Source organism: Streptomyces sp. NBC_01381 (assembly GCF_026340305.1).
In the GTDB taxonomy this organism is placed as follows: domain Bacteria; phylum Actinomycetota; class Actinomycetes; order Streptomycetales; family Streptomycetaceae; genus Streptomyces.
This window is the reverse complement of sequence record NZ_JAPEPI010000002.1, coordinates 3672320-3692340: the sequence shown is the minus strand read 5'-3', so window position 1 is coordinate 3692340 and position 20021 is coordinate 3672320. Positions and strand designations below refer to the sequence as shown.

General features: G+C 67.2%; 12 protein-coding genes and 4 pseudogenes. 8 read left to right on the top strand and 8 right to left on the bottom strand.

Annotated elements, in window-relative coordinates; all coding sequences use genetic code 11:
* Positions 1 to 15: 15 nt before the first annotated feature.
* Both OG453_RS37815 and OG453_RS37810 read right to left on the bottom strand, forming a co-directional pair.
* Positions 16 to 561: a hypothetical protein gene (locus tag OG453_RS37815; protein ID WP_266873053.1), complete on the bottom strand. Its 546-nt coding sequence runs from the start codon at positions 559 to 561 to the stop codon at positions 16 to 18.
* 161 nt (positions 562 to 722) lie between these two features.
* Entirely contained in the window at positions 723 to 3548 is a 2826-nt protein-coding gene (locus OG453_RS37810; protein WP_266873052.1) for an AAA family ATPase, read from the bottom strand.
* Between the two features lie 233 nt (positions 3549 to 3781).
* Here OG453_RS37810 and OG453_RS37805 point away from each other — a divergent pair, with 233 nt between their 5' ends.
* Together OG453_RS37805 and OG453_RS37800 are read left to right on the top strand one after the other, a co-directional pair.
* Positions 3782 to 4264 carry a hypothetical protein gene (locus OG453_RS37805; protein ID WP_266873051.1) on the top strand — a complete coding sequence of 161 codons (483 nt, stop codon included), beginning with the start codon at positions 3782 to 3784 and terminating at the stop codon, positions 4262 to 4264.
* A gap of 4 nt (positions 4265 to 4268) precedes the next feature.
* A complete protein-coding gene (locus OG453_RS37800) occupies positions 4269 to 5978 on the top strand; it encodes a M4 family metallopeptidase (RefSeq protein ID WP_266873050.1) in 1710 nt (569 codons plus the stop codon).
* 165 nt (positions 5979 to 6143) lie between these two features.
* Here OG453_RS37800 and OG453_RS37795 read toward each other — a convergent pair whose 3' ends face one another.
* From OG453_RS37795 to OG453_RS37785, 3 genes and pseudogenes are all read right to left on the bottom strand, one after another.
* Entirely contained in the window at positions 6144 to 6434 is a 291-nt protein-coding gene (locus OG453_RS37795) for a hypothetical protein (protein WP_266873049.1), read from the bottom strand.
* A 23-nt stretch (positions 6435 to 6457) separates the two neighbouring features.
* Positions 6458 to 7542, bottom strand: a pseudogene (locus OG453_RS37790) (integrase core domain-containing protein).
* Between the two features lie 166 nt (positions 7543 to 7708).
* Positions 7709 to 8164, bottom strand: a complete 456-nt coding sequence (locus OG453_RS37785) for a hypothetical protein (RefSeq protein ID WP_266873048.1) — start codon at positions 8162 to 8164, stop codon at positions 7709 to 7711.
* Between the two features lie 95 nt (positions 8165 to 8259).
* On the opposite strand from OG453_RS37785, the pseudogene OG453_RS37780 reads away from it, so the two are divergent.
* The 6 genes and pseudogenes from OG453_RS37780 to OG453_RS37755 all read left to right on the top strand — a co-directional run.
* Positions 8260 to 8471: pseudogene (locus OG453_RS37780) on the top strand (hypothetical protein); the annotation flags it as partial.
* 147 nt (positions 8472 to 8618) lie between these two features.
* Positions 8619 to 9158 (top strand): winged helix-turn-helix domain-containing protein, encoded by a 540-nt coding sequence (locus OG453_RS37775; RefSeq protein WP_266873047.1) that lies wholly within the window; start codon positions 8619 to 8621, stop codon positions 9156 to 9158.
* Positions 9155 to 9706: a transposase gene (locus OG453_RS37770; protein ID WP_266873276.1), complete on the top strand. Its 552-nt coding sequence runs from the start codon at positions 9155 to 9157 to the stop codon at positions 9704 to 9706. Before OG453_RS37775 ends, OG453_RS37770 begins: the two co-directional genes overlap by 4 nt.
* Positions 9707 to 10029: 323 nt before the next feature.
* Positions 10030 to 14175, top strand: a complete 4146-nt coding sequence (locus tag OG453_RS37765) for a tetratricopeptide repeat protein (RefSeq protein WP_266873046.1) — start codon at positions 10030 to 10032, stop codon at positions 14173 to 14175.
* Positions 14172 to 15614 carry an alpha/beta fold hydrolase gene (locus tag OG453_RS37760; protein WP_266873045.1) on the top strand — a complete coding sequence of 481 codons (1443 nt, stop codon included), beginning with the start codon at positions 14172 to 14174 and terminating at the stop codon, positions 15612 to 15614. Before OG453_RS37765 ends, OG453_RS37760 begins: the two co-directional genes overlap by 4 nt.
* Positions 15615 to 16129: 515 nt before the next feature.
* Positions 16130 to 16498, top strand: a pseudogene (locus tag OG453_RS37755) (integrase); the annotation flags it as partial.
* Positions 16499 to 16599: 101 nt separating this feature from the next.
* Here OG453_RS37755 and OG453_RS37750 read toward each other — a convergent pair.
* The 3 genes and pseudogenes from OG453_RS37750 to OG453_RS37745 form a co-directional block, all read right to left on the bottom strand.
* A complete protein-coding gene (locus OG453_RS37750; protein WP_266873288.1) occupies positions 16600 to 17256 on the bottom strand; it encodes a hypothetical protein in 657 nt (218 codons plus the stop codon).
* 1575 nt (positions 17257 to 18831) lie between these two features.
* The gene (locus OG453_RS45245; RefSeq protein ID WP_323178727.1) at positions 18832 to 19227 is read right to left on the bottom strand and encodes a transposase; all 396 of its coding nucleotides are present in this window, start codon (positions 19225 to 19227) and stop codon (positions 18832 to 18834) included.
* Positions 19207 to 19311 (bottom strand): annotated as a pseudogene (locus tag OG453_RS37745) (DUF3626 domain-containing protein); the annotation flags it as partial. The gene OG453_RS45245 and the pseudogene OG453_RS37745, both read right to left, overlap by 21 nt.
* Between the last annotated feature and the right edge of the window lie 710 nt (positions 19312 to 20021).

Genomic DNA, 20021 nt, shown 5'->3' with positions numbered 1-20021 from the left:
GTCTCGACGGTCGGCTCAGGTGACTTCGAAGACGAAGAGGCTGCGATCGAGGTAGGTACCCGGATCGTGCCAGGTCGACTGGAACAGGAAGGAGTTCCCGAGGTAGTTCGACTTCTCCACAGTGGGGACCGGAATCGTGAATTCGACGTGCTCGAACGCCCCCGCCTTGACCACGAGACCCGCGAACCCTGGTTTGGTCAGGCGCGGGAAGCGGGGGTCGACCGCCGACACGGATTCGCTCACATCCGGGGCGATATTGGCCGGCCCGATGAAGAGATGGACGAACAGGGAGCCCCGGTCGACCGGGTCCGGGTTGCTGATGCCGACGGTGTAGCTGAGCGTTCCACCGACCGGCGCGGAGCCGCTCCACCCCTGGGAGACGATCATGGGGCTGTTGGTCCGCTCCAGTTTGTGCTGAAGCTGTTCGGGCGTGACCGAGGTGAACACCATGCCCTTGCGCTGGTGCTCCTGCCGACTCTGCTCAATGTGTTCCGCGACTCGCTTGACCAACTCCGCTCGCTGGTCTGCGTAGTCGGCGACCGAGTGCCGGTAGTCCGTCATGGTCAGCTCCCCCTGCGATCCGTCGTGGCGATGCCGAGGAACCAGCCTCCGCCGCCCCCGCCCCGAGGGCTGCCGGGAACTCCCTACGAGCGGGTACGCGGCCCTCGCCGCGGCTCGTGCCCGGCACCACGGAGGCCCGTCCGCCGCATCGGGGAACTCCCTCAAGCCACCAGGCCGATCCGGGCCAGCGTGCGGGCCAGATCCGAGCGGGAGCGGATACCGAGCTTGCGGTACACCCGCGTCAGATGGGCTTCCACCGTCTTGCGGGAAAGGAACAGCGCGGTGGACGCCTCGCTGTTGCTCATGCCCTCGGCGATGGCCCGCGCCACCTGCAGCTCCTGGGACGTGAGCAGGTCCACCACCGGTGTACTCAGGTCACGCGGCCTGGTCCGGACCCCGGCCGCGGCCAGCTCGGCCGTGGCACGGGATGCCCAGCTGACGGCGCCGAGACCGGCGAACGCCCGCTGCGCGGCGATGAGGGGTTCCCTGGCCGCCACCGGACGCCGGAAACGCCGCAGCAGCTCGCCGTGGACCAGCCGAGTACGGGCGCGCTCGTACGTCATCTCCCGGCGAGCATGGGCCTGTTCGGCCCTGCTCACCCATGTCTCGGCCTCCTCCGCCGAGTCCGCGAGCAGGGCCCGGCACCGGGCGTGCGCGGCTTCGGGCCAGGCAAGTCCGGTGGCACTGCTCCGTTCGCCGAGCCATGCGGTCAGCTCGCCTGCCCGGTCCCGGGCGCCGGCCCTGACCTGGGCCTCGATCAGGTCCGCGACGAAGAGCAGCAGGTTCGGATTGTTCAGGCCGAGTTCACCGGCGAGCTTGAAGGCCCACTCCAGGTGCGTACGGCAGGCGTCGAGGTCTCCGGTGGCCAGCGCCGCGGAACCCGAGGCAGCCTCGGCGAAGAGGGTGAGGCCCTGAATGCCGCGGCCGCCGTACTGGTCGAACGCCGCGAGACGTTCCTCGCACGCGGTCCGGTCTCCGCGCAGGCCGTCGAGCCGCGCCAGCAGCGTCAACGTGTACGACGTCATGGCGGCATGCCCGAATTCCCGCCCCCACCTCAGTGCCTCGGCGCCGTCCGCGCGGGCCGCGGCCCACCGGCTCCAGGACTCCACCTCGCACCGTCCGGCCAACGCGTACGGAAGCAGGGCCGGTGCTCCATCGCGACGTGCCTGGTCGACCACGACGCCCAGCAGTTCGCGCGCAGGGGTGTCCTCGTCCACCCAGGACAGCCCCTCGCCTATCTGGACGGCCATCTGCTGCTTCTCCACCGGCCAGTCCCCGTGCAGCGCGGCACGGCCCCGCAGGAGCAGTTCCCGGCCCTCGGTGACGCGGCCGTCCAGCGCTCGCGTGACCCCCAGGAGCACGGTCGCCAACTGGGCCTGGCCCGGGGCGTCGTGCGCGGCCAGCGCGGCGCATCGCTCAGCGGTGTCCACGGCCAGCGGGATACGGCCGTCCATCACGGCCGGCAGGGTTGCGCCGCCGTACAACAGGCAGGCCCTGGAGGGATCCACTGGTTCCACCGCGCGCGCCGCGGAGACCATCGACTCGTGGGCGCCGATCGGGTCACCGAGCCAGGTGCGCGCCTGGCCGTGCAGCAAGGCTATGTCCGCGGCCCTGCGCGGGTCGTCATTGCAGTCCTGCGCCTGCTTGCTCCATTTCAGCGCTTCGCGGGTGGCACCACTGCGGAAGGCATCCCAGGCCGCGTTGAGCAGTCGCGCCGTCGTGCCGGACGCCGAGGCCGACAACTCCGCAGCCCTGTGCCAGGTATGCGCGGCCGCGCCGAGCGCTCCCCGCTGGCGTGCCCGTAGGGCCTCGTTCGCCAGCGCCGTGGCCAACTCCTCGTCGGCGCCTGTCGCCGCAGCGGCCAGATACCAGGTGCGCAGCTCGTCCGATGACGCATCCGCCAGCACCCGATAGGTCTGCAGCCGCCGCGCCACCGTGCAACGCCCCAGGACCAGCGGACGCAGTACGGGATGGCGCAGCCCGTACCCGGCGTGTTCAGGTTGGATGAGTCCCGCCTGTTCGGCCGGCTCCAGGTCGGCCAGGCAGAGCCCCCCTGCCGTCAACGCCCGTTCCAGCACCGCAAGTTCGGGGGAACGGCAGGCCGCCACGTACACGAGGGCATCACGCGTGCGGGCCGGGAGCGGACGCATGCGGCTCCACCACGCACGCTGCACCAGCGGCCCCGGCGCCGCCCATCCCTCGCCCCACACGCCGCCCGGCTGCTCCGGGACCTGCTCCAAGGCGGCCGCGTACTCCACCAGAACCAGCGGGTTGCCCATGCTCATCCTGGCCAGCCGCTCGGCAGCCGGCTGGAACGGGTCCAGGCCCTGCCGCCGGAGCACGGTCCGGCGCTCGTCGGCGTCCAGCGGACGGAGGGTGATCTGCGGTATCCCGTCCCAGGATCCCTCGTCGTCCGGCTCGGGCCGCACGGCCATGATCAGCGCCACCCGCTCGGTTGCCAGGCGCCGGGCGGTGAACTGCAGCGCCATGCGAGAGGACGGGTCCACCCAGTGCAGGTCGTCGATGAGTACCACGACCGGGGCTTCCTCCCCGGCTGCCGCCAGCACGCCCAGGGTCGCCGCACAGACGGCGTACGGATGGGGCTCGGTCGCCTCGGAGAGGGCGAAGCATGCTTCCAGCGCGCGTCGCTGGGTGACCGGAAGGTCCACGAAATGCGCGCGCAGCGGGAGCAGCAGATCCGCCAGCGCGATATAGGGCAGGACCGCTTCCGATTCCCTCCCCCACGTTCGGATCAACCGCGTGCCGCAGCGCCGGGCCGCCCGGTCGAGCAGAAGGCTCTTGCCCATGCCGGGCTCCCCGCACAACAGCAGCGCCGATCCCCGTTCGGCCACCGCCGCCAACACGTCGTCCAGCAGCTCGCATTCGCGCTGTCGCCCGACGGGATCCTGCGGGCCGTCTCCCGTGCGGCACCCGGAAGCCCCCGCGTCGGTCGTCACCGTGTCCGCTCGTAGGTCGCCCTTGTCCATGGCGCTCCCACCCCCCGTGGCGTCGACACGGTCGATGTCGCCACCCCCCGATGCGGGAGACCGAGGGTTGACGGTGTGCTGGGAACTCACGATGCTACGCGGTAAAGAGCAGCAAAAGGTACAACAAGACCACTTGACCTGAATGAGGAGATTCTTCCGGATAGGGCGCGGTCCCGACCGTGTCTTGTCAGCGGATACACAAGCTTGAGGTGTGAGGGAAACGGGGGGGGCAGATGGCCAGGGACTTGGCGGTCTTCTTTGACATCGGCGACACGTTGGCGAGCGCGGTGATGGAGAACGGGCACCTCGCCCGTCTCGACGTGTATCGCTTCGTTCCCGGCGTCCTGGCCCGGCTGCGGGCAGGAGGTGAGGGTGTTTCGGTGTCACTGGGGCTGATGTCGAATACCGGTGACGAAAGCGCGGCAAGGATGAACCAGGTGCTTGCCGATGCCGGATTGTCGGGTCTGGTCGAACCCCGCCTCTGCCTGTTCAGTTCGGTCGAGAGGCTGGACAAATCCCAGCCTGCCTTCTTCAAGCTCGGACAGGAGCGCGCCGCTGTCCCCGCCGCCCGCTGCCTGTTCGTGGGTGAGAGCGCGGCGGAGCGGACGGTGGCGGCCTCAGCCGGCTTCCGGGTATCGCCCCACCCACTGCACGCGCTGCACCTTGTCGAAAGCGAGCTTTTCGCCAAACCCCACACCCTGCTCGAGAAGGAATAGCGTCATGCCCAACCAACAAGCCGCAGACAACGGCCTGAGCACCTTCTCGCTGCACACGTTCGACGAGTCGTCGTCCCGCACCATCGCGCAACTGCAGGAGGAGCACGCCGCATCTCCGGGCGTCAGGCCGGAGGGGCTCGAAAGTGAGCGCGACCTGGACCCCGAGATGGCGGCGCGCCGCTACCTGGGCCAGGCCCTGGCAAGCGACGTGGTGCCGTCGTTCAATGCTCCGGTGGCGAACGGAGTCACCAGCCGGTTCAAGACGATCGGAACGGAGACGATCCCGCTCACCGACACCTGCACGGTGAAGTTCCGTCAGACACTGAACGACATCCCGGTCTACGGGTCTCTGGTCACCGTCGAACTCGACAAGGCCAACGGTCTCGTCGGCATCGACTCCGCTCTTGGCGAGCCCCAGGGGGTTGACCCGGTCGCCACCGTCTCGCCGGGCGCCGCCCTGGCAGCGGCAGACGCCGCACCGGACGGTTATGCACTCGACCTGGCCGGTGTGGTGCCTCGCCTGAACCACTACTTCGACGCCGCCGCGTCCCACTGGCGGCTCGTGTACATCCTCCAAGACGTGCCGGTCACCCTGGACCGCACGGCTGAGCCTAGGTCGGACCAGCAAAGCGAGCTCGAGCCGCCCCGGTTCGTCGACTACGTGGTGGACGCCCACGACCGGCACGTCGTGGCCATCTTGCCGCGCACCCCCAGCATGACCGCTGGTGAAGAGCAGACGGCGACCGACAGCTTCGACGTCAAACGCACCTTCCTCACCTCGCGGCGTGGCGCAAACCTGGAGATGAACGACCCCCTCCACAACGTCCAAACCTTCGACTTCGACTTCGGCGATCCCTCCGTTGACCATGACCAGCTGCCGGGCCGCATCATCACCAACCCGCCGCCCTGGTCACCAGGCGCCGTCAGCGCCCACGCCAACGCGATCGCGGTGTCCGAGTTTCTGCGCACGGTGCTGCGACGGGACAACATCGACGGCCGAGGCGGTCCCATGCGGTCGACCATCAACTGCGTCGTCGCCGACAGCAGCCCCGGCCCCAACCAATGGATCAACGCCTTCTGGGACGGTCAGCAGATGGTCTACGGCCAGGTGCTGCGGCCCGGAGACGAACTACGCTCCCTGTCCGCCAACATCGACGTGGTGGCGCACGAGATGTTCCACGGCGTCACGGACCACACCTCGCGCCTGGAGTATGCATTCCAGTCGGGGGCCCTCAACGAGTCCTACTCCGACATCTTCGGAACGATCGTCGCCAACGCGGGCAACGAGGACTCCCGCACCTGGAACTGGCTGCTGGGCGAGAACCTCCTGCCCGGGGACAGGCCGTTCCGCGACCTGTCGGACCCGCCTCGCTTCGGGCAGTCGGCACACACGAATCAGTTCCGCGTGCTCCCCAACACCCGGGCCGGTGACTGGGGCGGGGTGCACGTCAACAGCGGGATCCACAACAAAGCGGCCTTCCACATGTTCACCGCGCAGGCCGACGACGGCACACTGAAACTGAGCCCTGCCGAGGTGGCGGCCATCTTCTATCTGGCCCTCACGCAGCGGCTGTCGCGGACCTCGCAGTTCACGGACAGCCGACGCGCGGTCGTGGCCAGCGCTCGGACACTGTTCCGCGCCCTGCCCGCGGAGCAGCGGGCAGACAAGGTCGCCGCGGTCGAAGCGGCCTTCGACGCGGTCGGGATCCTCTGAACCGCGAACCGCATTTCCCAAGGTTGCGAGTGCCGAATACCCCGTCCATGGCCCGTGATCTGCTGCTTCTGGTGAGTGCCCGACGGCTCCCGCGCCGGCGTGTCAGGTTCCTGGATCATGCTGCTGCGACTGCCCTACCTCGCCGTGCCCAGTGCGCGTTCACCTTCATGCGGCCGCCCCGACGAGCAAGGCTGACCAGGAGATCGGGGGACCATCCCCGCGGGCGCGGGAATGGTCCCCCGCACCTGGGGCGCGGTGCCCGCTTCGAGAGTCGGGATTCGGGATAAGGACGTCGCGGGTGGCGCCGGGGTGAGTCGTCGACTCCAGAACGACGGTCGCTCCCGGCTCCATGCGGGTCGCGAGCAGCTGGGCGGCATCCCGTACGCAGGTCAGGTCGGGGACCCGGTCGGTATGCGGGGTGGGCACGGTGATGACCGCGACCTCGAACCTGTGCACGTTCGAAAACCCATCGCCCCTGGTCAGGCTACATCTCTGTACTCGTTGATCACGCCGCCGAGTATTCGAGTGCGTAGAAACCGGTGCATGGACAGGCTGGGCGCTGGGTGCTCCTGGGCAAGGGAAGGGAGTTGTCGGCGAGCCTGGTGGGGGCGATGACCGTTGTCATGCCGGGGCGTACGCATCGAGGGTGTACCGAGCGTGGAACTCGTTCCAGAGCAAGAGGTGGTCGAGGACCTTGCGCCGCAGGGTGCCGATGATCCGTTGGCAGTGGGCGTTCATCCTGGGGGCCTGCGGCGCGCTCTGCAAAGCCTGGATGCCGTCCGCAGCGAAGACCGCATCGAAGCATTCGGTGTACTTCGCGTCCCGGTCTCGGAGCAGGAAACGTAGCGAGTGCGCCCGCATACCCAACTCGACGGCAGAATTTCTCGCCTGTTGCACCGTCCAAGATCCGGTGAGATGGGCAGTCACTCCCGCGATGTGCAGCCGGCGTGTGCCGTGCTCGAGGAACACGAGCGCGTACACCCGGCGCAGATCCACCAGATCGATGTGGACGAAGTCGCAGGAGATGATGGCCTCGGCTTGGGCCGTCAGGAACTCGCGCCACGTGGGACCGCTGCGACGAGGGGCTGGATCAAGGCCTGCCGCGGTGAGGATGGCCCAGATCGTCGTCGCGCCGACCGAGTGTCCGAGCCGGACGAGCTCGCCCTGTATCCGGCGACAGCCCCAGCGCGGATTCCCCTCGGCGGGCTGCAGCACCAGAGCCTTCGCCGCACGCACCGTCGACGGCCGGCCGGGCCTGCTCCGGCGCTCGCTGCAGTCCCACCTCCGGGCGATCAGCCGACGGTGCCACGCCCAGCAGAGTCGCGGGCGCCACCGGGAACACGTGCGCCCAACGGCGCCGGGGAATCAACGAGGACAGCCCTGCGAACCACAGACGATCCGCCCACTCGTAGCGAACGAACCGGCTTCGTGAGCTGCCTGCGCAGCACCGCGTTCTCGTGCCGCAGCACCAACGATTCCGCATCCTTGGCCGCGTCCCGGCGTAGCAACACCGCCCGAACCACGAGCAGCTTCCCGTCACCTGGTACACCAGCGAAACGATCACCCGGCCAGGGGCCCAGCAGACGATGATGCAGCGCCAGACCGCCTCCGAGCAGTAGCGATGAGTTTTAGAACGGCACACGATCTGCTCGTTCAGATAGCTCCAGCTGACGTCCAGTTTGCGGGGTGGATTGTTGATCCGTAACCGGCCCTGCGTGTGCACGGGCTCGTTAGCTGCCGAGTTCTTCGCGCATAACGGTGATGAGTGCACCTCTGGCTACGAGGTAGGCACTGCGGCTTGGTTCGGGGTCGGTGTCATCCCGTGTTGCTGCGACAATTGCGTCTCGGTAGTCGACGAGGCGTCTTCCAGCTTCGAGAGCGAGGTCGGCTGTGTGAGGGCTGGCGCAGAGGACCAGTTCGTTGAGCTTGGTGAAGACGTCGTGGTCTTGGAGGGCGTCGCGTGCCGTTCGGGCACGCTGGTTAGCGTCGTCGTCGCTGATACTGGCGGTCCAGATTTGGGTGCGGGCGTGCGACATGGCGGTGAGGAAGCCGATGAACAGGGCTCGGGTGGCGTCTTGTCCCCGCTCGGTGGTGTCTCGTTTCCAGTGTGCGCGGTCGGCGAGGAGTGTGGCGGAGACTCCGATGAGTGCTCCGAGCGCGGTACTGACGGCAGGTGCCCAGTCCATGGCCGGAGGGTAGAGCTAGGCGTTGAGGCTGGGGAGACCGTTCGCACGAGGCCTTTACCTGCAGGCAGATGGGCCGAATCGTCTACCTGTGCCAGCCCTCCCGCAGAGGAAACAAGCAGATCAAACGAGCCTTTTCCTCTCCGCGTTCGCCGCACTGGCCGACCCGGCCTCGCGGACCTACTACGACAAGAAGATCAACCAGGGCAAGCACCACACCCAAGCGCTCCTCTGCCTCGCCCGACGCCTCTACCGTCACCTCAACGCTGCCGCAGCGAAGTTGGGGGGACGAGACATAGAAGCTTCATAAGGGCCCCCAGAGCACACCCCGCCCCCGAGCGCCACGAGCGAGCGCATCACCGTGCCGCCCCATGACGGGTAGACGTATACCTACTGAGCCTGAACTCGTGGTGTCGTAGCTGCTGACTGGTCTTGATCCTGGCGGTATGCCGTTGTCATGAGGTACGCGCAGGGCGGCGGTCTGGCGGACGAGCGGCGTGAGTTCCGCGAGGGCATTCGGCAGGTGGCGGCCGAGCGGTTCGCCCTTGGTGAGCCGAGCTCGGTGATCGCGAAGGATCTGCGGGTCAGCGTCCGGTCGGTGCAACGGTGGCGGAAGTCGTGGACGAAGGGCGGCCCACGGGCCTTGCGCTCGTCTGGGTCGGCCTCGCCACCACGTCTGAGTGAGGCCCAATTTGCGCAGCTGGAAGCAGAGTTGGTCAAGGGCCCGGTCGCGCATGGCTGGCCGGATCAGCGGTGGACGCTGACCCGCGTGAAGACGGTCATCGGTCGTCGCTTCCACAAGAGCTACACCATCCAGGGCGTGCGCAAGCTGCTGATCCGCCACGGCTTCTCCTGTCAGATCCCGGCCAGGCGGGCCCTCGAGCGCGACGATGAGGCGATCACCGGCTGGGTGAAGGAGACTTGGCCGCTGGTGGAAGCACCGCGGCGGCGCTCGACGCCTGGATCGTCTTCGAGGACGAGTCCGGCTTCTCGATGACGCCGCCGATCGCCCGCACTTGGGCGAGGCGCGGGCAGACACCCGTCATCCGGGTCCGCGGCCGCTCCCGCCGACGGGTCTCGATCGCCGCCCTGACCTGCTACAAACAGGGCGAAAGCTCCCGGCTGATCTACCGGCCCCGCCGCGATGACGGCCGGCGCGACGGACGTAAGTCCTTCGCCGGGACCAATTACCGGGATCTGTTGCAGGTTGCCCACCAGCAACTCGGCGGCCCGATCGTGCTCATCTGGGACAACTTGAACGTGCATCTGGACTCCCGCATGCGCGCCTGGATCGCCGAGCGGGACTGGTTGACCGTCCACCAACTGCCCTCCTATGCACCAGATCTCAACCCGGTCGAGGGCATCTGGTCCCTGCTACGGCGCGGCTGGCTCAGCAACATCGCTTTCACCAGCCCCGACCACCTGGTCCAGACCGTCCGGCGCGGTCTGCGCACGATCCAGTACCGCAACGATCTGATCGACGGATGTCTCGCCGGAACCGGCCTATCCCTCAACCCGACGACACCACGAGTTCAGGCTCAGTAACTCCTGCGCCTACTGCGTAGGTTGACGGCCGACACTCGACCTCCCCACACCTTGCACGCTCGGCAGGGCGGTTGATGTCAACCGCGACAGGGGGTGGCCCGTCCAACCCACAAACAACGTAGGACCGCCTGATCGGCAGCGTTCCCTCAGCGCGAGCTAGACCCAATTCAATCTCGTGTTCGCCTCGACTGTTAGAGCCGGGTAGCCGCTCCGTGATCCTTCTCCGATAAATGCGGCAACTTGCCCCATCGGGGGCATACTTGACTCCACTCGGTGCGGGGGAATGACCTCACGGTGGTGAGGAGCACTGATGGGGGGATGACATGACCAAGGAAATCCGTCCTGCTGCCCTGAATGCCCTGGACGACGTTCTAGGCGCGGCGCAACAGCTCCACGGCCAGGGACCAGCGGTGATCGTGCTGCACGGCCCTCCAGGCATAGGCAAGTCCACGCTCGCCGAAGCGGCGGCCGACCGTCTGGTACAGCAGTATCCGGAGACCAAGCGACTCACCTTGCGACTCGGCAGCATGCTTCCAGGCGATCGCAGTCGCTTCCTCCAGCTCCGCAGGGAGCTGGAGAACTCCGTACAGGAACCTACGTGGGACCTCACCCAGGACGCGCTCGAGGACAGCTACCGAATGCGTACCAGGGGGCGTCGAACCGTCTTGGTGCTGCACGACATCGGCTACTGGGAGGAGGTCGAGGCCCTGCTGCCGAGCGGTGACGCGAGCCTGGTGATCGCTACGAGCCTCACGCCCTGCCCCGTCGACCTCGGGCACTCCATAACCCACAACCACGAGGTCGTCGAGCGCCCGGACCGGAAGGAGGGCTATGAAATCTTCCGCCGGGCGGCGGCACGCCCAGTGCCCGGCGGCGGGGACCTCGACGACGTCATCAGCGCATGCCTGCACCAGCCGCTGGCCATCGAACTCGCCGGTGCTGCCTACGGTGTGGGGATGGGTCTGCCGGAGCTGGCTGCCACACTGCGGAAGATGGGCGGCACAGCGGCTGACATCACGCGAGCCGCGTTCACCCTCGGGTATCGGGATCTGAGCCCGGAGCAGCAGCGCCTACTGCGGTTGTTGTCCGTGCCCACGGCGCCGACCGTCGACGTGCTGATCGCTGCCACCCTGCTCGATCAGAACGCTACGGTGCCCGACGAAATGCGGCGCCACCGGGTGCAGGGGCTTCTGGACGCCCTGGTGCGCCGACGGCTGCTGCGACAGGCATCCAAGGGGCGCTACCGTCTGGACCTCTCGGTCCGGTACTTCGCCGCGGAAGAACTCTCGCTGATGGCCCAGGGCAGCAGCGAGGCGGAGGACAGCCGGTTCGCCGCCGGCCAACGGCTGCTGGAAGGCTACGGAAGGCTAACCGCTCAGCTGCAACCGCTCATCGATGGAAGCCTGAAGACGTATGCGCCCTTCCCGTCGGCCGACAGGGCGCTGAACTGGTTCCGTGACGAGCTGGATGCCATCCTTTCCGCCCTCCAATACGCCGCAGCCACGGACCCGTTGCTCACCGGTGACCTGATCAGGCTGCTCTGCGACTACTTCACACTCCAAGGGGACCTGAACGCACTGGGAATCATCGAGTACATGCTCGGCGGACTCAAGAACGTCGACCATTCCGTGCGTCGGGAGGTCGATCTGGGCCTGGGGATCGCCGCGCGTCGAGCCGGTCGACTGAAGGACTCCGTCGAACGGCTGGAGCGCGTTCGGGAGAGCTTCATCGCCAGCCACGATCCGGAAGGTGAAGCCTGGGCGCTGCGGCAGATCGGCGTGACGCTGCACCATCAGGGCCGGCTCACGGAGGCGACCACCCGACTGGAGGAGGCCCGCAAGCTCCTGGGCCGGCACGACCTCAGGCATCGAAAGGCCTGGGTATTGCAGGTGCTGGGCGCCGTCTACTGCGACCGCGGTATGTTCAATGAGTCCGCCGAGCTGCTGCATAAGAGCATCGAGCTGCACGAACTGCACGGCAACCCGCGAGGGAAGGCCTGGGCACAGCTGCTGCTCGCATCCAGTTGGCTGCGGCAGGGAAACCTGCGCCACTCCAGGGACCTGTTGGAGGAGGCATGCAAGGGGTTCGAGGTCACGCAGGACGGGCCGGGGCAAGGCTGGTGCCTGATGCAGCAGGCCCGCTCGCAGCTGCTCGGCCATGACGCCCTTGAAGCACTCTCCCTGCTCGACCGGGCGCAGGACCGGCATCTGCGCTACGGCGACCGGCAGGGCGTGGCTTGGACTGCGTTCATCCGCGCACGCTGCCACCAGGCGCTCGGCGACGTGCCGGCCTGGCGCCGCGAGCTGATGGAGGCCGCCGATGTCTTCGAGGAGATCGGCAACGGGCTCGGCGAGGCGTGGGCTTGGCTCGTGTCGGCGTCGCTTCCGGACTGCGATACCAAGGCGCGTAGAGTCGGGGAGGCACGGGAGCTGTTCGCCCGATACGGCGACGAGGTCGGGGTGAAGCGCTCCGAGGCCGAACTGTCCCGGTCAGGCTCGGAATCGCAGCCCGGGCTACGGACACCAACCGCGGGCGGCTTGGCAGAGTCCAACCGCCGTCCCCCCGAGCCCGGTGACCATGCAGCTGACCCGCTCGTGCCCTCGCCCACCGAGTTGGATGACATCGACAGCAAGTCGATCAACTTCTGGATCGCGGAAGGCGACACCCCGCTGCGCGTCGGCTCCATGTACGCGGGGTGCTTCCAAGTAGGCCCTGTCATGCCGAGCAACCTGGCAGGCGGCTCACAACCCATCCCCGCCGGTGACATACCACCAGCAGGCCTCGTCACCCGCTGGATCGTCTGGTCCACGACCGTCCGCCTCTCGGCCGACGACACGGATCCAACGGATGCGCCTGTCACTGTCGATACCGTCGCCGCGGGTGACCACGAACAATGGACGTGCACTTTCGACCTCGCCATACCTGCGCACGGCGCCTCGGACACGGTCCGGATGCAACTCGTCCCGCTGACGGAAAACGGGCCGAAGCTGCAGGTCATGGTGTTCGCCGGCGACGACATATACCGCGAGGTCACCATCCATCTCAGCGTGGACGACGGGGGGCGAAATCGCGCGCCGGAGACCGACGACGCGGCGCTGCCCGTTCCCCCCGCCGCCGAGCCGGCTTCCCTGATTCACCGCGCGGAGGTAAACCAGGCGAGCGCGGCCCGGGCGCTCAACCCAGCGCCGGAGCAGACCTGGCAGGCCGCCGACACCACCCTCACCTTGAACATCCTCGGCAACACGGTCATGTACAACTGGACGACGACTGGCGAATGGAAGCCGGAGTTCTCCGACCACGACGGAGAGGCGTGGGAACCGGACCTGCCAAAGGTTCGCGGGCACATCAAGTATGTGCACAGCGCGCTCGAGCGCTTCCGGTCCAGGTATTCGGACGAATTGAACGCGGTGTCTGTGGACGACCTTCGAGAACGGCTCGTACGGTTCTCACCCGGACACTCCTGGCGGGAGCCCGTCAATTCGGCGCCGGAGCAGGTACTGGAGGCCTGGCGCGGCATCGAGACGAGCAGGGAGCTGGCCAGCCTCGCGTACCACGGGCGCCAGCTCTTCGGAGCACTGTTCCCCCGGGGCACGAAAGTGCGCGAGCAGATCGACCGCCTCGAACCGGGCGACGCGCTGCGCGTCTACTGGTACCGCAACGGTCAGGATCTGCCACACCTGCCCTGGGCCCTGCTCTACAAGGATCAAAGGGCTCCCTCGTCGCTCGAGAACGACCGCTGGACGGACCCACGCGGCTTCCTGGGCCTGCGACAGCGCATCGCCCACCTCGCCTACCGGACCAGCAGGAACCGTGTGCTCGGCGGCAGCACGGAGGGACGGGCCGGGACCCACGCCCACCTCTTGTACTGGGGCGGCCGCAGTGACGACGTGACCGCCGAGACCGCGCGAGAGCACCGGCAGGCGGTACGGCACTGGGGTCCGCGGGTGCTGCCGACCGGTGACCAGCGCCGCAAGGAGCAAGTGTGCGACTTCCTTGCAAATCCCGATCCGGACGTCACTCTGCTGTACCTCTACTGCAAGGCGAACCAGGTCTCGGGGCATCCACCGGGCCTCCGCTTCGGCAGCACGAACCCGGCTGAGGACGTCATCGACCTGGAGGAAATCGGCACCAGGGAGTTCACCGGCAATCCATTGGTATTCCTCAACGCTTGCGACACCTCGATCGCCGACCCCGTATACCGAAACGAGTTCGAGGACCTGTTCTTCGACCGCAAGTGCCAGGCGTACATCGGCACCGAGTGCAAGGTCCCGGTGCAGTTCGCCGCGCGCTTCGCGACCGCGTTCTTCCACTTCCTCTGCGCCATGGAGGGGAGCAACGCAATGACGGCGGGCGAAGCAGCCGCCCAGGCCCGGAAATTCTTCTGGGACGAGTACCGCAATCTAGGCGGCCTCTTCTACAGCTACCTCAACGACGACCGCATCAACCTGGCGACGCGGAGGCCGCAGTGACAGGCACTGAGTACGACAGAATCGCCGCGTTCCTGCGTACAGATGCATCGCAGCAGTGGCGGCAGGCGCTGGACCCGAGCCTTGAGCCGGAGCTGCGCGAATTCCTCGGTGCAGGCGCACTGGGCGAGCTGCAAGCACTCGCCCGAAGCGTCACGTCGCATTTGGCCGGCCCGGCAGCACCGAATCTGATCTTCGTGCCCGGTGTCATGGGCAGCGTGCTCGCAAGTCAGGGCCTTGGCGGCGTCTGGTGGTTGGACATCCGCAGCCGCGACCGTATCGATCGGTTGCAGCTGGCAGCCAACGGCCAGAACGACGCGGAGCCCGGCGCCAGGATCAGCCCTGTGGCAGTCGACCTGAGCTACAGCGGTTTCCTGGCCGCGGTGGAGCGGGCGGAAGGCTTCAGTCACCTGGCCTTCGCGTACGACTGGCGCAAGCCGCTGGCGGTCAGCGCGCGGCGGCTGCGGGAGACCGTGCTGGCTGCCCAAGCGCAGAACTCCGGCCGCCCCGTGCACCTCGTGGCGCACAGCATGGGCGGGTTGGTCGTCCAGACGGCCCTCATGCTCCATCCGGAACTGTGGCGGCACGTGGGCAAGATGGTGTTCATGGGCACGCCGCACTACGGCGCGCCGGCGGTCGCTGGATATCTGAAGAACCATCTCTGGGGCTTCCACCTGATGGCCCTGCTCGGCCGCTACCTCAGCCGGGAGACGTTCCGCTCGCTATGGGGCGTTCTTGAGCTGCTCCCCGCTCCCGAGGGGGTCTACCCGGGAACGAGCGACAGGGCGGGCACCGCCCACCCCTGCGCCAATTTCGATCTGTACGACGCCAGAAGCTGGCACCTGGGGCTCACGCCGGAGCAGGAGGGGCGGTTGCAGACCGTGCTGGACTACGCTGCTGCACAGCATCGCAGCCGATCCGAGTGGCACGAAAATCTCGACCAGAACCTGTGCGATCGGATGGCCGTGATCGCCGGCGTGGGCTTCAAGACACTCTTCAGGACTGCGTACAAGCGGCAGTTCGGATACCTCTGGACCCACATGGACCGGGTGACTTCACGGGTTCCCGGCGACGTCAACCGCGAGGGGGACGGTCGCGTCCCGCTGGCGTCCGCGATTCTCGAGCGGACCGGCGAGACCCGATACGCACCGGTGAAGCACGCCGACCTCCCCAATGTGAAGGAGGTCTACGAGGACGTGTTCCGCTTCCTGTCTGGCACCGCCATGCAGCTTCCACAAACGCCGCGGGACGAACATCTGGCCGGCGGATCGTGGTCGAACGAGACGCCCCTCCTGACGGGCAGCGGTCCCACCCCCGATGAGTGCTTGGACGACCCTGGCTATCTCGACCTCGCCGAGCTCCCCGACGACGTCGCCGAGGAGCTGGAGACGCGGCTGGCCGCGGGCGGCCTGCCCGAATTTAGCCGACTGCACATCCTGTGAGACCGCTCAACCGCCCTTGTACGGCACTGTGCGGACCGATTATTCATCTGCGCAGGTCAGCGTCCAGCTCACCGACCGCCGGCGCCCTCCGGCGTGACCCCTCTTCCCGCTCGTCCGCCCAAGTCATGCGGCATGTTCGTACTCAGTCGAAGCCCAGCGTCTCCAGGAGCTTCTCGAATGCCGTACGACCGCCCTGGACCTTGTCGCGGGCCAGCAGCCACGACAGGATTTTCTGGTCGACGGCCGTGATGGTCGGCTCGCCGGCGGCGGGAAGTTGGACGAGTCGATCGGATCACCGCCCAGGATCGGGAAGATCGGGCGGCCGTCACGCCGGAAACCGAGCGGCGTCTTCGGGTCAGACAGCGGGCGGGGCATTTCGGTGGTGTCCTCCAACACAGCACTGCAGGTGCCGGTAGTTCATCCGGCCAGGTCACGGCCTCATCACTGATCTCGGCCGTGCCCGTCGCTCCCCCACTGTCCCTTCACCTTGCCCGGTAACGGCATCATGACCTGCCGTGCTGCTGCGCCTGACTTACCTCGCCATGTCCAACGCCCTCGCCCTGCTACGCCTGTTGCCGATGAGCGACCGAGAGAAGGACGTGGAGATACTGACGCTGCGGCACCAGCTACTGGTCCTGCAACGCCAGGTCGGCAAGCCCACATTCACCGACATCGACCGCACCATCCTCGCCGGCCTTCTCCCCCACCTGCCCGTGGAGAAGCTGCGGCACCGCCTGTTATTGGTACAACCAGAGACGATCCTGCGCTGGCACCGTTCCCTGCTCAAGCAACGCCATGCCGCAACCTGCGCGCCGAAACGACGCGGCCGCCCGCCCACCGTCCGCTCGATCCGCGCCCTGATCCTGCGCCTGGCTCGGGAGAGCCAGCACCCGCTGCCCACCCGCGACGACGTCGACCGGATCGCGGCCGTACATGAGCTGGAAGCTTCCCAACAGGTTCAGCTGAGCGGAACCATCGGCGGTGCTCACGGTGCGGTCCCTGGCTCGGGACGGGCCACATGGCGCCGGGCAGCCTCTGCCTCGCGTTCCCTCGTGTCCCGCAGGTGCATACGCACACACAGCGAGGAGCCCGACACGAAGAGGCCGCCGAAGAGGCCGACCACGATGATGGCGGCCCCGCGTTCGCTCCAGTCGGCCAGCACCAGATACATCCAGCCGGCGAGGACCGCCGGGTACACGAGGGCAGCAGCGAACGGTTCGTTGACCAGACCGGCGAGAGCATGCGGGCGGCCGTCGAACTGCCCAACGCAATTCCAGTTCTGTTCGATCCGTCGGCCTGCGGCGATGAGGCCGCCGCACTTCTGAACGCCGTACAACTCATAGGCGAACAGCCCCAGCGTCACCACCGTGCCGAAGAGTCCGATCGGCAGCCAGAGCGGTTCTGGCTCGCCGGGATCCTTGCCGAGCAGGACGCCGACGCCCACTCCAGAGACCGCGGGAAGGAGACTCAGGAGCTTGGCGCGGAAGTCGTCGATCGCGCGATAACTCAAGCAGATCTCCTGGTACACGGCCTTCACTTGGTCAGGGGTGGGGTCGGCGCCCTGCGGCGCCTGCCCGTTCCCGACCGCGGCGGCGCATCGGCGGCGCGGAACAAGCCGGCCCAAGCCGGCGACGATCCTCATGTCCCGTGCCCTCGCCCGGACAGTGAAGCACTCATCAGTGATCCCCCTTCACGCGATGCCGCTTGCCGCTCCCAGCTCAGCACTCGGGCCCGGCGAGCGGCATCAGGGAACTCCCCACATCCCGCGACCGCCGCCGGGCCGAACGACGCAGCCGGGCTGCTCACTTGATCGGGGGACTCCGGCACCACACGACCGCCCAGCATGGTCTGCCGCACCGTTAGGCACGGGGTCGTTGAGCAGACCGGGAGTGTCGCGCCACTGCCGCACGATACGGAGCATGGCCTCCCCATCGCGGCTGCTTCCTGGCAGGGTGCGGGTAACTACGCCACTCGGCCGGCGCCCATTCCGTGTGCGCTCCTGGCCTCGACCCGGGTCCGCGGCGATGCGTCCTGGCTGCACGCCAAAACCTCCGTTGAACTGCTGGGCCGTCGGCAAGGACTTCGTCGGCGGCGTCCTGAACGGGCCCGCCATGCCTATTCGGCTCCTGCGTCACCGCGGAACGTTGGCCCGGTGTCCCGCTCCGGGCTGCGTCGCTACAGCCTCGCGCGCCTCGCAGTCCGGAACCGCCAACCGGAGCAGAATAAACCTCTCGACCACCGCTCAACCGGCCCCATCCCCGAACGCAGAGCCTCCCGCCGGAACGAGCCGGCAGGGGGCCAATTCAGTGACGGCGGTCACATGCGTGTCACCAGCAGTGTCGACGCGCCTGCACCATAAGGACCTGACCAAGCCAAACACTCCTGACCTGGACCACGTGGACACCAGAGACGGTTCCGACTATTTCTGCCACGTCGTACCGCAGGACTCGCACGCCTACACCATAGGCCACGTACCAAGATCCGGACCAGGCGCGGACCAACTCGGCTTCACAGCAGGCGATTCCACCCTTTATCGCAGGTCAGAAGCGAGGTCAGGCATGTACCACTAGCAGACGAAGAACGTTCTTTGTTCATACAGCCCTAAGAAGCTTGGGTTCTTCTAGAGCCTGAAGTCGGTCTGTCTGTAGGCTCTTTGCTCCCCAGACATCCGAACGGGCGCCTACCGTCTGTAGTCGCTTGAACTTTCCGTGCTACCGGCCGGCACCTCAGGGAGCGTCTCCCGGACCAGTCGCGGACCAAACGTCGTGCGAAGAGATCGGACTCCGCCTTTGCAGGTTAGGACGTCTTCGCAGTGAACGCCTGCGCCACATCACGCTCCGCACGACCCGAAGGGCTTGAGGTTTCCCCGCGATCTTGGACACGGGGAAACCTCACAGGCCGGGGTCGACAGTGACGAGACCGGCCTGGAGCCGGTCAATGGCTTGGGTGCGGGCTTGACAGCCGACGCCTGCGCGAGTTTGTACACCCGGCGATCTACACCAGGTCGTCGCCTGATGGAGGTTCACGATCGCTTGAGTCCCCCTGCAGTGGCGTCAGGGCGCCAGCACCCTGCAGAGCCGCGCACCCGCCGCGGTCCCGAGCAGGCTTCGGCCGTTGTCCGTGGATGAACTCAGCCTGAGAACCTGTCGGGTGGCCGTTTGACTACGCCACGATGAGGTCGTGGGTGGTCTTGGTTCGCGCGGTCGAGCGGGGGGATTCATAGCTCCACCACGATGACTGCTCGGCAAGCCGGACGAGCATCAGACGGATCATCGCGACCTTGATCATGACCTCGGAGGTCGCAGTCAGTCGTTCGTAGTCGCGGGGCCAGCTGACGGTTTCCGACCAGCCAGCCGAAACTTCGCTCCACCACCCAGCGACAGGACAGGACCTTGAAGCCCCCGACATCATCGGTCCGCTTCACGATCTCCACGACGATACCCAACGCGTCGCAGGCCCATGAAAGCAGCGTGAAATCAACGGAGTTGGCGTATACTCCATCGGCCCACACCCGGCTGCCCGTGCGGAAGGCAGACATAAGCCAGGCCAAGACGGTGCAGCCTCCCGCGCGGTCCTGCACGGACGCGGAAGTGACCGCGATCTGCGCACCCAAGTCGACGTACTCCTGGCCTCGGTAGCCAGGATGACGGCAGAGATCATCCGCTCCGAGACGGAAGCCGGGATGACACTCCACTGGCTTGTCCCCCGGCTTTTCCGGAGGCTTGCTTGGACGCGCCTCGGGCTGCTCCGGCCCCATAGCCAACAAGAGGATGGTCTTCGCAGGTATCTTCCCTATCAACATGTGCCTGAGGCGACTTTCAAGCGCCTCCGTCACTTTCCCAGGCTCGGCGCGCGCCACGATCCGGCGAGCCTCACACAGCAGGTTTCGCATGGCGGCCCGCCGGTTCGCGCCTCGACCGAACCGGATTTGCGCGAAGCCGACGCTGGAGAGACCCGACTCGACCTTGGGGGGGCGCGCTACCGAGGGTAGGGAACTCAGCCTCTCGGGGTCGAGAGACCACCTCGGGAGACTCAATGACGCGGGGCTTACACACGACCTCGCGCTGCTCGGGTTGCCCCTCTGGCTTGGCCGAGCACTCGCACATGCCCCGCATGGCGCCTCCCGCTCAGCCGGTGGGCCCTCCTTCCAGAGTGCCGGGTACGGGGAGACGGCGCCAGGGAACGCAGGCGCCATCTCGGTCTACGGCAATTGCCTCATCATTCACTACAACGCCCGCTCCACTTGCCCGCCCCTCGTGCACCCACCGCAGGCCGCCGTACGAGGGATGACGAAGCCGGGGTGCCTCTCTCCCAGATCAGGCAGCGCCAACCTCCTGGCTCCTTTGGTTGCCCCTCATGCATGATTGGTCTGACTGCTGCCTTGCCTTGCGACCGGTCCGTCGGGGA

Excerpts from the sequence above, each read along its gene's own strand:
- OG453_RS37815 (WP_266873053.1), bottom strand. The coding sequence starts at position 561 with ATGACGGACTACCGGCACTCGGTCGCCGACTACGCAGACCAGCGAGCG.
- OG453_RS37810 (WP_266873052.1), bottom strand. The coding sequence starts at position 3,548 with ATGGACAAGGGCGACCTACGAGCGGACACGGTGACGACCGACGCGGGG.
- OG453_RS37805 (WP_266873051.1), top strand. The coding sequence starts at position 3,782 with ATGGCCAGGGACTTGGCGGTCTTCTTTGACATCGGCGACACGTTGGCG.
- OG453_RS37800 (WP_266873050.1), top strand. The coding sequence starts at position 4,269 with ATGCCCAACCAACAAGCCGCAGACAACGGCCTGAGCACCTTCTCGCTG.
- OG453_RS37785 (WP_266873048.1), bottom strand. The coding sequence starts at position 8,164 with ATGGACTGGGCACCTGCCGTCAGTACCGCGCTCGGAGCACTCATCGGA.
- OG453_RS37775 (WP_266873047.1), top strand. The coding sequence starts at position 8,619 with ATGAGGTACGCGCAGGGCGGCGGTCTGGCGGACGAGCGGCGTGAGTTC.
- OG453_RS37770 (WP_266873276.1), top strand. The coding sequence starts at position 9,155 with ATGACGCCGCCGATCGCCCGCACTTGGGCGAGGCGCGGGCAGACACCC.
- OG453_RS37765 (WP_266873046.1), top strand. The coding sequence starts at position 10,030 with ATGACCAAGGAAATCCGTCCTGCTGCCCTGAATGCCCTGGACGACGTT.
- OG453_RS37750 (WP_266873288.1), bottom strand. The coding sequence starts at position 17,256 with ATGAGGATCGTCGCCGGCTTGGGCCGGCTTGTTCCGCGCCGCCGATGC.